Below are 11,745 nucleotides of genomic sequence, written 5' to 3' on the forward strand. Positions count from 1 at the left end.
TAACATCTGGATAAGGGCGCTGATTAGCAACTGGTGGAACGAGGCAACCATCAAAGTCTGGGTTCAGATATAGAATTGGCAACGCCCAGTATAGTTGGTTAGATCCATAAGCCGATAGTAGTCCTTGCCGAGTGCGGTTAAGGCTGAGGTCGATCGCATACCCCTGTTTCAAATTGCGATAAAACAACCTTGTCAGGGTTAGGGCTACTTCATCGGGAATACGCTCTGCCATAGCCAACACAGCAGGCACCCCATGCCGAATCAGGGCTTCAGCTAGATTTTGCTCACTAGCACCGTCGGCATTATCGGTTGTGTAAGCACTCCGACAAGAGTTAAACACGGCTAGGCGAATACCATTATTAACTAACAGCCCGGCTAAGTCGTCACCGCTCAGGGTTTCTGTCAGCCCTGTGCGACCACTTACCAGGTATAAATCCCCACCAGAAGCACCCAGATTGCTATGTCCAGCATAGTGCAACACTTGGTAATGGCCCTGCTCCAGTTCACGGGTCAACTGTTCCCGATCCGGCTGCTCTAAGATAGTCAGTTGGATTGCTGTAGTTGGGGAGGCACCGTAGTCGGCTGACGACGGGATGGCAGGACTAGAGGCCAACAATTCTTCCTGAAGGTGGCGGGCTTCTCGTGCCAAGTCTAACCGCTCTTGATCCGTGGGGGCGGCGATCGCCATCAAAATTCGCAGCGGCTGACCTGGTTTCAACCCCAGATTTGGAGCTTGCATCACAGGTCTAACCATGCCCTGCCCAAACTGATAGCGAGAAAACACAACATCCGTGCCTGTGGTGATAGGGCGGTCTCCTCGGTGTAACACTTCCCAAGGTAAACGCCAGAGTCGATCGCCCTTTAGCCCTAAGCGCAACCGCAACAAGTCTTGTCGGTGTTGGGCAATGCCCTGGGCTGTCACCCAACTATCGCGGATAGTGCCCTGAAATAGCGCTCCGTAAAGACATTGACCCAGGGACACCAAGTCGAAGATGGTATTAGCCAATGGTGGCTCTGTACTCTTACCAGAGCGGAGTGGAACTGAACTAGACGCTTGCGATCGGAGAACCCCTGCGGATGCAGCACCACCTGTGCCGCGTAGAATGGTCAGTAGCGGATCATTCATCAGTTGCCGCGCCTGCACCAACCAATCCTCGACTGCCCACACAACCTGCTCTTCCGCCAGCGGCACACCCGGAGCAACTCGCTCTGTCCGGATGAGATATTCATCGCCCCCTACTGGGGTCACAGAAACTTGAAATTCCTGCGTCACAACTACACTCCGAACTGATCAACGTAATGCACACCGTCCTCTAACCTAGAGCTTAGACAGATGCTTGACAGATACTTACCGAGTAGACATACTCGCTAGGTAACTAGGTTTGCTTGGTAAACACGTTATCAATATTACGTTAATACCAAGTTCGTACAAGCTACAACTAGGCGGTGAATGGTACTATTAGTAACCACCAGAATGTCACTACCAACTGCCCTGCCAACTATGCTGCTAATCTGGCTGCTAACCTAGCTGCTAACTTAGTGGTGTGCACTCGCTGATCTACGGTGAGGAACTAGTAACTATCAACCAGCCGAAATCAATACTTAACCCTTCCGGATTCTTGGTCTGCACAACAGAAGATAAAAGTGGTAGATGCACCCTGATTAAAACCCTGGTTCAGTATCTGCTGAACTGGGGCTTTCTTTTTCTGACTAGATACAGCACCTGAGTGGCAGGGAGTCAGATGAGTCGCCGACATGGCTCACATCGATGGACACCGTTTACACTAGGTTAATATTTAAAATTCATTAACGTCTAGGATGCCCTAGTTTTAGTGTATCGATAAACTAGCGTCCGTGGGAATTTTTCCTCGATCTCTGTCTCGCAGCCCTAATCGCGGGTAAAGAAATGTTAAGAATCAACAAATCCGCAACAGTATTGCATTTCAGTGCGCTACGTCCCAAGGCTCTACAATAGAAGTAACGAACTATTGGCCCTGTAGATAGCATCCTGGAACGTATTGCATTGATTCAAACTGAAACCTTAGACCTGTTGGAGTGGTCACGGCTGTGTCAGCACGTTGCAACTTTTGCTGCCACGAAGTTAGGAACTATGGCAGCGCGTCAACTACCGATTCCTGATAGCCAGACTGAGAGTGAACGGTTGCTGGCACAAACACGAGAAGCCTATCATTTGGAAGCACTACCCACTGGTGGTCTTAGCTTTGAGGGCATTCAAGATATTGGGGAAGCCCTAGCACGATCGACCGTGAGGGGGTTGTTGACAGGTACAGAATTGATCGCTATCGCCACGACATTGGCTGGAATGCGGAATGTGCGTCGCTTGATTGAAAGTCAACCCAATGTGCCCACCTTAGCCGCACTCGTAGCAGACCTGCGCACCCATCCAGATTTAGAGCAGGCCATTCATCATTGTATTGATGACCAAGGCAAAGTGAGCGATCGCGCCAGCCCCAAATTAGCAGACCTGCGAGAACGGCTACGAACCTTACGACAAGACATCTACCAAAAGTTACAAAATATCCTGCACCAAAAGGCAGGGGCTATCCAAGAAGCCACCATTACCCAACGTCACGATCGGTTTGTTATTCCTGTCAAGGCTTCCCAAAAAGATGCCATTCCTGGAATTATCCATGACACCTCAACCACAGGTGCCACTCTCTATGTGGAACCCAATTCTACAGTGCCCATGAATAATCAACTGCAACAGTTACTGCGCCAAGAGCAGGCTGAGGAGGAGGCTGTGCGTCGTCAGTTGACAGAACAGGTAGCGGCAGTGCATGAAGATTTAGAACATCTATTGGCGATCGCGACCATCCTTGACCTTGCCACAGCCCGTGCTCGCTATAGCCACTGGCTGGGAGCTAATCCACCCCGATTTATAACCATCGGTTCACCCCCTCCAACTTCAAGTGATGAGTCTGCTCAGCGAGACGCTGCACCATCTGAGCCAATCGTCTTGCGGCAACTACGTCATCCCTTGTTGGTGTGGCAACAGCAGCATGAGCAGGGTAAACCTGTGGTGCCGATCGATGTCGTTATCCAACCCAGCATTCGAGTGGTTGCCATCACTGGCCCCAACACGGGTGGCAAAACTGCTGCCTTAAAAACCATAGGGTTGGCTGCGGTCATGGCTAAAGCTGGGTTATTTATCCCGGCTCGCGAACCTGTTGACATTCCTTGGTTTACCTACATCTTGGCTGATATTGGCGACGAACAATCCCTGCAACAAAGTTTGTCTACTTTCTCTGGGCATGTGCGCCGCATCGGCAGAATTTTGACCCAGTTGTTTGGTGAGGCGGAGTCTGAGTTACAAACATCTGAATCACAGACATTCAAGTCACAGACATTTGAGTCACCAATATCCCATGAGCAAGTATTTGACAAGCAGGGAACTTATACACAGGGAGCAACAAATCCAGCATCTGCTCAGCCGGGAGCTAGCGATCGCTCATCCCTAGCTACCACTCCTGAAACACCCTACGGCAACGGTTTTGCCAGCCTCCATCCCTCACTAGTGTTATTGGATGAGGTGGGTGCTGGTACTGATCCATCTGAGGGCAGTGCCCTAGCGATCGCACTCTTGCAATACCTAGCTGAGCGAGTGCAACTTACCATTGCTACGACCCACTTTGGTGAACTGAAGGCCCTGAAATATCAAGACCCTCGATTTGAGAATGCCTCAGTAGAGTTTGACGATGCCAGCCTTGCCCCTACCTACCGCTTGCTATGGGGCATTCCAGGACGTTCCAACGCTCTGACCATTGCCCAACGGTTGGGCCTACCTATAGAGATCATTGACCGAGCACGCAACTATGTTGGTGGATTTTCCCAAGATATCAACAGTGTAATCAGCGGCCTAGAAGCCCAGCGCCGAGAGCAAGAAATCAAAGCTAAAGCTGCGGCTGATTTGTTGGCAAGTGCAGAACAGCTTTATCAGCAAGTTTCTAGCAGAGCGCAGGCTCTGCAAGCACGGGAACGAGAGCTACAACTCGCCCAAGAGCAGGCTGTACAGCAGGCGATCGCCCAAGCTAAGGAAGACATTGCCCGCGTTATCCGTCAACTACAACAAGGCCCTGCCACTGCTCAAGCTGCCCAGCAAGCCACCCAAGCCCTCGATCAGCTAGCTCAACAACACCTGCCGTCACAGCGGATTGCACCGTCAAGGCCCAATTTTATCCCCAAGGTCGGCGATCGCGTCCGTATTCCCAGCGTAGGCCAAACTGCCGAAGTTCTAGCCATCGATGACCAAGACAACACCCTAACTGTTCGCTTTGGCATGATGAAGATGAGTGTTCGCTTAGAGGATGTCGAGTCCCTAGATGGGCAAAAAGTGCAATTAGCCCAGACTTCAACAAAGGCAACTCCAGTCAATGCCTCAGCCAATTCGGCCTCAGAGCAGAGTGCCACACCACTGACCATACGGACATCGCGGAACACCCTTGATCTGCGGGGCTATCGGGTTGCTGATGCTGAACCACTGCTCGATCGGGCGATCGCCGAAGGAGATGGCGCAGTGTGGATCATTCACGGACACGGCACGGGCAGGTTGCGGCAAGGCGTGCATGAATTTCTCAAGCAGCACCCTCGTGTTAGTCGCTTTACCCTCGCAGAACCACAGGATGGCGGCAGTGGCGTAACAATTGCCTACTTGACTTAGCGCCCTGCTCTCCAGCAGATCAACTCTCCAGCAGATCAAACAATGCATCCTCTAGCTCATAACCCAGAAGTTGGGCCATGGCTTTAACCCGCGATCTGTATTCCATACCCTGCTGCTGGAGCCAGTTTTGTATGACAAACACCTTGTGCATCACAAACAATTCCAGGGCTTCGGGGTTGTAGCGAATGCCATCACGGGGACTAAATTCATGGGGCACCAGCATGGCGGCATATCGTGCCAGTTCCCCAGCCTGCCAATCTAGCATTACAGGTAACCAGGGATAGTAGACATCCAACCGCACAAACCATAGCCGGACTTCTGGAATCTCAGGTAACTCTCTTGGATCTTGAGGATCACAAGGATAACGAATATCAAAGCTAAGCTGTTGCTCGATCGTAGCGATCGTGCCACTAGCCAACAGTGGTTCCAATGCATTCTGGACGGGTGAAATGTCTAAACAGTTCAACTGGTCAGCAGTCAAGGCAATTTTTAACGGCATAGAAATCAATCAACGGGACAGTAGCCCAGCTTCAAGACAAAGTTGAAGTGAGTTTGCCTTAGCCTATGTATATACTAAGGTATAGATACGTACCGTTAAATTACCAGGTCTTAAGGTGCTTGCTACCCGTTGTTTCTCGTACCATGCATTGGTATCCATGTTGATATCCATTGACTAACGCTATTGGTTATTACCTGTTGATTGCAGCCAGAGGGCATAGACATGCAAACTAACATTGCCACAAAACCAATTCAATCGTTGGAAGATGCTTTGGAACGATGTCAACTCTTGGGAATGCGTCTGAGCCGACAGCGCCGCTTCATCTTAGAACTGCTGTGGCAAGAGGGGGGGCACCTATCTGCACGGGACATTTACGATCGCCTCAACCGTTCCGGCAAAGATATTGGTCATACGTCGGTATATCAAAATCTGGAGGCGCTGTCCCAACGAGGCATTATTGAATGTGTGGAGCGATCGGACGGGCGACTCTATGGCTGTATCAGTCATTCCCACAGCCATGTTAACTGCCTGGATACCAATCAAATTCTGGATGTGCAAGTAGAGTTACCCCCTGCCTTGATTCAGCAGATTGAGCAACAAACAGGGGTGACTATTACTGACTATCGCATTGACTTCTACGGCTATCGTTCGCAGGGTGCTTCCGAGCCAGCATCCGCACCATCCCCAGGGATTAATTCGGCACCTTAAGGTGTGGCATTTGTCCCAATACCCAGACACTGGTGTGAGTAGCATAGGCCCGAAGTCCTCTAGCAAGATGAACCCCCACTTTACCCGATCGCTGAGAAATCCTACAGTTTGCATTGCGCTCTAGACAACAAGGAGGACGCAAATAGGCTAGGATAAATCGTCAAGGGTTTATGGTTGAACAACTATATGAGTGGTGTCGTTTCAATTTCAGACTCCGAGTTCGCAGCAGAGGTGCTTAATGCGTCAGAAGCATTGGTGTTAGTCTACTGGTGGGCACCTTGGTGCGGGCCTTGCCGCCTAGTTTCACCGACAATTGAGTGGGCAGCCGATACGTTTGGCGATCGCCTCAAGGTGATCAAGATGGAGGTTGATCCCAATCCTGAAACAGTAGCCACCTACAAGGTGGAGGGAGTACCAGCGTTGCGCCTCTTTCAGCGAGGCAAGGTAGTGGAATCTTTAGAAGGAGCCGTTACTAAGCAGAAGTTAGGCGATATGCTCGCTGCTTATCTAAATTAAAGCCATGTAAGCAACTATCCGGGAATTAAACCATTGTGCAGTTTGCTGATCGACTAGCACCCCTGCGATCGAACGTCTTCGCTGACATGGATCGCGCCAAAGCAACAGCTCGATTGAGCGGTCTTGATATTATTGACCTATCGCTAGGCTCATCTGATTTGCCAGCACCTGACCATGTGATAAAAACTATTGCTCAGTCATTGGTGGATAGGTCTACCCACGGTTATCTACTGTTCAATGGAACTCAACAGTTTCGCCAAGTCGTAGCTGCTTGGTACGCTAATCGGTTTGGAATAGCTGTTGATCCAGAAACAGAAGTACTGCCTCTGATTGGCTCTCAAGAGGGAACTGCTCATTTACCTCTAGCTATCCTCAACCCAGGGGATGTAGCGTTGCTGTTGGATCCAGGATATCCATCCCATGCTGGGGGAGTGCATCTAGCGGGGGGACAGATTTATCCGATGCCATTACGGGCTGAAAACCAGTTTCTGCCTGTATTTGCCGATATACCTAAAACCGTATTGTCCCGGGCACGCATGATGGTGCTAAGTTATCCCCACAACCCCACAACGGCCTTGGCACCCCTAGAGTTTTTTCAAACCGCTGTAGCCTTTTGCCATCACCATGGGTTGATCCTGGTTCATGATTTTCCCTACATGGATTTGGTGTTTGATGGCAGCAAGCCACCGTCTATCGTACAAGCCGATCCTGAGAAACGAGTAACTATCGAGTTTTTTACCCTCTCTAAGTCTTACAGTATGGGCGGGTTTCGCGTTGGGTTTGCGATCGGTAATGCAGCCTTAATTCAAGCTCTGCGTCAGGTGAAAGCAGCCATAGATTTTAATCAGTACGCAGGCATTTTGCGAGGGGCGATCGCCGCCCTCACTGGCTCCCAAGAGTCAGTACAGCACACGGTGGCAATATTTCGTCAGCGCCGTGACGCTGCTGTGCAAGCACTACATCAAATTGGTTGGCAGGTGCCTATTCCCCCTGCAACGATGTATATCTGGGCAGCATTACCTCCCTCTTGGGCAACCGATTCGGTAGATTTCTGTAAGCAACTGGTACAGCATACTGGGGTCGCTCTCTCGCCGGGTGCAGGCTTCGGCGCTGCTGGCGAGGGGTATGTACGCTTTGCCCTAGTCCATGAACCACCGATATTGCAGTATGCAATTGCTCGCATAGCAGCCTTCATGAAGAATCTACCGTCTACACCTTGACCTAGCTGAAATTGCTATAGTATATTTGTTTCACAGCTTTAGTATATAAGTACTACACTAGTTGTATGCCATAGCTCGGTTAAGAGCTTAGTCAGGGTGATGGGGTCACAACTCCATTCCATATCCAAGATTCAGCATCATAGCTAGCGTGACAGCTAGCTCTGTAGCCACTTCTGTAACCAGTCCTATGGTTGAGTTCTGTCCTAGGGATGGAGTCTTGGCCACGTTGTGGTTGCAACTTCGATGGCTATGGTTCCGTTAGTACTTTTGCAAGTGATGATCGCGGATGAAATCATGGCAGAGCATCGTATCCAGTCAGATCAATCAGTATGGCACCCCCCCGACTCTGGACTGATGAAAGCAGCAACCAATGCCCGTCGCAGTATGCAGCCAGCGGCCAACTCCTCTAGCAGTCACGCTAGGCGCTTAGGGCGGCGACAGCGCCGACCGGGCAGCCCACCTCTGGGCTACTCAGCTTCAGCAGAGTTTGATGATGATGTCGTCTCAGAGAGCGACGATTGTGAATTGCAAGGTTATCACGCCCAAGCCATACATGCTTCCCAGCCGTGGGCCGTGGAGACATCTCAATCGTCATCCTTACCGCGATCGCCGATACCACAGTCCTTAAAGTCCTCACCTAATCTTGTTCAACAGGCTGCACACCCTAATCAAGTTGCCGTTAGGCCACAGCGATCGTCTCTGGCAGCAAGTCGGCCCGTCGAGTTGCCGTCCTTTGCGGAACGAAAAATACCACCAGAAGCAGGGGCTGCCATTGCTCAGCAGGTAGCGATGCAACACCCATCGGGTCGTGAACAAACTCCGGTCATGAAACCCAACTATGGCGCACCCAGACAAGGTGCTAACTCCTCAGCGCCGCGATCGCCCTTGCCACCCACACCTTCACAGTCATCAACCGTACAGCCATCGGTCACTGCTGGGGTAGATGTCGAGTCCCCTCAGTCCTTCTGGATGCAGGTGCAGCGAGTCAATCAGCTATCTAGTGATCTGGAAGCAGCACTCTTGACCTTGAAAGCACTGTCACGCGATGACCACAAGCCGAATGCATCTGAAGGAACGGAGCCACACCAACTAAAGTGGAACGCTGATACAGCGGTAGTTCCCTATGTGCAACCAGAGTTAGATGCCTATGTGCTAAGAGTTCGGGCTGTGGACTTGGAACATGGGCAACCTGTGGCTCAACCTTATCAGCAATTGTCATCTCCTTCAGGAGGCGATCGCTATACCAGCGTTCCCAGCCCACCAGCATCTCCAGCACCTCAAGCTGCATTCCCGCCCGTTGTGCCTGCAACAGCGCTGGATCCACCAGTATCACAGCACTATGCTGGGCGATCGTCCTCCTCACGACGGGGTCGTCACGATTGGTTCCTGCGACTCATCCTGCCCCCTACGACTCCCCTGGGGATTTTGAACGATGCCCTAAGTTGGATAGCAGGTGCTGTTTTAGCCCGCGTTGGCCTAGAACTGCTGCAACTAGTCCATCCCGCGCTGTGGACAGTTGCGCTTTTACTGATGCTCGCAGCCCTAGTTTTTGGATCGTATCGAGCCTTACTGGAGGTTAAGTCTAAACCTATCTTGGCCTATCGGTTAGTGCTTCTCATTGTGGGGCTAGTTTTCGGCGGACGTTTATGGTCTCGATAACCGGCCACAACCTAAGACGCTATTCCAGATGTCACAGATGTCACAGAGTTCAGGATGCATGGAGGCAGTATGACAGACCAACCAATCAACGGCTTTAATCTGGGGTTCATGATTGGCATCGGCGCAGTGTTGGCAACCCTGGCAATGTTAGCTGATATGTCCAGAGCACCATCCCCTAGGCGAACTATGGTGGCCTGTTCTGATGTCATTAAACCCGAATCAACAATCTCGAAGCAGCAATTTGCTCAGTTTCTTACCATTCCTGAGCGCTATCAAAAGCAGCAGGTGCGCCTTGTCGTTCGAGATCCTTACTGTCGATTACCCAGTTTGGAGGTGCGCTCCGGCGTTACGGCTGAACGAGAAGCCTACCCCTTCGCCTTTGATAGCAGTAAGCAGTTAGTGATTCTCTACGAGGGAGATGAATATGCAGGCTATACAATCGGATCTCGCTAAACCAGCATTTGTGATTTTGGCTATCGGTATTGTGTGGTTCGCCAGGGATGTCTGGTTTCGGCACCGTACCGTTGCACCCCCACGCACCATCAATCTCTCCCAGCAGTGGAGCTTGCAACCCGGCGATACCGTTGCTAACTTCCGGGTTGTAGGCGGGCTTGGTGATATTTCCGTGGCTGTTAGGGGTAAGTCCATTAAGGTGCCCTTTGACGGCAATGTGCAGATGAACCGAGGGGATTGTGTTTTGTATTCCACAGCAGCAGTACCTGCCTACCTATTCCGTCTGTGTGGCATCAGGAAACCTCGCCTAGGCAACCTCCGCCAAGGGGAAGTTATCGGTACGGCTGACTATTTGCAGTTTGCTACTCTGCGCAAGCAGCCCGATGGCACATGGGCGTTTGTGGAAACCTCCAGAGACATTCTAGAAAAGGCGCTGAAGTAATTATGAAAGCAATGTCATCCCTGAAGTCATCACTACCACAACGATCGCACCATGTTGTGCTTGCCCAATGGTTAAGTATGGCGGCATTGGCGATCGTTCTCGGCACTGGTCAAACTGCCCAGGCAACAAGTAGCGATGTACTAGATTTTGGCTTGCCCGCTAGTCCATATAGTGGACAGAATAGTGGACAGATTGTAGCTAGTGCTGCTATCCAGCGTCCTGTTGTTAAGCAGGCATCTGGAAATTATCAAGCAGAGTCGCCAGCTAATCATAAACCTCTTTACTCTGCACCTGGTCTGGACAGCACCCATACCCAGTCACCTTTAGTTAGGGAACGGCAGTCATCCCACCAGGAATGGCTTCCAGCCTATCAAACAACCGGTAAGGATGTCGCCTCATCACCACCTACCAAGGTTGAGCTAAGTTTTGAGCCGCCACCTTCTCCTTGGCAGACAACACAACAGCAGGCACAGGCAAACAGTCACGAAATGCCCTTGTTCCAGCAGGGGCTTAGTGGGTACGAAATGGCAGCATTGTTTGCGGGTGACTACGATTCTCTTGTTGCTAAGGCCATTGGAGCCGCAGAGGGCACACGCACCGTTGATGGTAGCCGTACCCCTGCCTACTATGGACACGTGGATCCGGGCAATGGAGCTTGGAATCTAGGGACGTTTTCCTTCCAGCATGGGGCTGCGTCACCAGAGGATGCCGATCGTCGCCAGCTAGAGCGGTTGAAGAACCAGGCAGAGGTGCTGCAACAGAAGGCAACTGCTAAGGGCATGACATTAAGCCTAGAGGAGAAACTAAACGGGTTAGACTTAGCCAACCAGGCACCAGAAGCTGCATTGGGTGAGCAGGGCTATATCGATTGGCTGAAGCAAGCCCATGAATTGGGGATGCAGGGAGCAGAGGCGATCGTGTGGGCAAGGACGCGATCGTTCATTGACCCTGCTACTGGCACCTGGAATGCTCCTGGCTTGGGTAATAACGTCGCTACTGTCTTCGATGATCAGGAGCGGCGCTCTCAGGCAATTTCGCGGGCGATCGCTGCTCACCAGCAGAGTGATGCGCCGTTGGCCGTCGCTCCAGCACCAATTATCCCGCAGCCATCACAGCCATCGGTACCCACTCAAACTACTGCCAACTCTCCGTCTAGACGGCAAGACCAGCAGGTGGCTCAGAGCGCTATTCAACCAGCGATCGTCCCAAATCAGCCTGCACAGTTGGAACCAACAGCTACCCTAGAGTCTAACAAAGGGGACATTCTTGGATCACGAGCATTCATCAACCAGCCAAAAGGGATATCTCCTGCTCAACAACCTTCACAGGGTGGATTTCAGGGGCTAGCACCAGGACTATCTGCTCCAGAACCGACTGCGGTACCGTCGCCTCAGGCATTTACCGAACAGCATCAACCCCAGAGTGTTGCCGACTTAATCATTTTCCAAGACCTCTAAACTCGTAGCAGTGGCACTAGGAGTTACCACAGGCGCTGAGACAATTCCCTGAGCCTCTAGGTAGGCAGCGACTCGCAAAACTAAAGCCTCATGATATGGGGCAGCGATTACTT

General features: G+C 51.4%; 10 protein-coding genes. 8 read left to right on the plus strand and 2 right to left on the minus strand.

Features of this window, described 5'->3' with window-relative positions:
• Positions 1–1,273, minus strand: a 1,273-nt coding sequence (locus tag NZ772_05150; GenBank protein ID MCS6812946.1) for a CHAT domain-containing protein, incomplete at its 3' end; no start/stop codon positions are given.
• A gap of 750 nt (positions 1,274–2,023) precedes the next feature.
• Between NZ772_05150 and NZ772_05155 the strand changes: the two genes are divergently transcribed.
• Positions 2,024–4,678: an endonuclease MutS2 gene (locus tag NZ772_05155; protein MCS6812947.1), complete on the plus strand. Its 2,655-nt coding sequence runs from the start codon at positions 2,024–2,026 to the stop codon at positions 4,676–4,678.
• 19 nt (positions 4,679–4,697) lie between these two features.
• Here NZ772_05155 and NZ772_05160 read toward each other — a convergent pair whose 3' ends face one another.
• Positions 4,698–5,177 (minus strand): CRR6 family NdhI maturation factor, encoded by a 480-nt coding sequence (locus tag NZ772_05160; protein MCS6812948.1) that lies wholly within the window; start codon positions 5,175–5,177, stop codon positions 4,698–4,700.
• 222 nt (positions 5,178–5,399) lie between these two features.
• On the opposite strand from NZ772_05160, the gene NZ772_05165 reads away from it, so the two are divergent.
• The 7 genes from NZ772_05165 to NZ772_05195 all read left to right on the plus strand — a co-directional run bounded on the left by NZ772_05165 (position 5,400) and on the right by NZ772_05195 (position 11,632).
• Positions 5,400–5,885 (plus strand): transcriptional repressor, encoded by a 486-nt coding sequence (locus tag NZ772_05165; protein ID MCS6812949.1) that lies wholly within the window; start codon positions 5,400–5,402, stop codon positions 5,883–5,885.
• 186 nt (positions 5,886–6,071) lie between these two features.
• Positions 6,072–6,401: a thioredoxin gene (locus NZ772_05170; protein ID MCS6812950.1), complete on the plus strand. Its 330-nt coding sequence runs from the start codon at positions 6,072–6,074 to the stop codon at positions 6,399–6,401.
• A 35-nt stretch (positions 6,402–6,436) separates the two neighbouring features.
• Positions 6,437–7,621 (plus strand): LL-diaminopimelate aminotransferase, encoded by a 1,185-nt coding sequence (locus NZ772_05175; GenBank protein ID MCS6812951.1) that lies wholly within the window; start codon positions 6,437–6,439, stop codon positions 7,619–7,621.
• Positions 7,622–7,864: 243 nt separating this feature from the next.
• Positions 7,865–9,280 (plus strand): hypothetical protein, encoded by a 1,416-nt coding sequence (locus NZ772_05180; protein ID MCS6812952.1) that lies wholly within the window; start codon positions 7,865–7,867, stop codon positions 9,278–9,280.
• A 69-nt stretch (positions 9,281–9,349) separates the two neighbouring features.
• Positions 9,350–9,733 (plus strand): hypothetical protein, encoded by a 384-nt coding sequence (locus NZ772_05185; GenBank protein ID MCS6812953.1) that lies wholly within the window; start codon positions 9,350–9,352, stop codon positions 9,731–9,733.
• Complete coding sequence (locus tag NZ772_05190; GenBank protein ID MCS6812954.1) at positions 9,705–10,175, plus strand: hypothetical protein; 471 nt, start codon at positions 9,705–9,707, stop codon at positions 10,173–10,175. Before NZ772_05185 ends, NZ772_05190 begins: the two co-directional genes overlap by 29 nt.
• 2 nt (positions 10,176–10,177) lie before the next feature.
• Positions 10,178–11,632: a hypothetical protein gene (locus tag NZ772_05195; protein ID MCS6812955.1), complete on the plus strand. Its 1,455-nt coding sequence runs from the start codon at positions 10,178–10,180 to the stop codon at positions 11,630–11,632.
• Positions 11,633–11,745: the final 113 nt, after the last annotated feature.

Source organism: Cyanobacteriota bacterium, from assembly GCA_025054735.1.
GTDB lineage: Bacteria > Cyanobacteriota > Cyanobacteriia > SKYG9 > SKYG9 > SKYG9.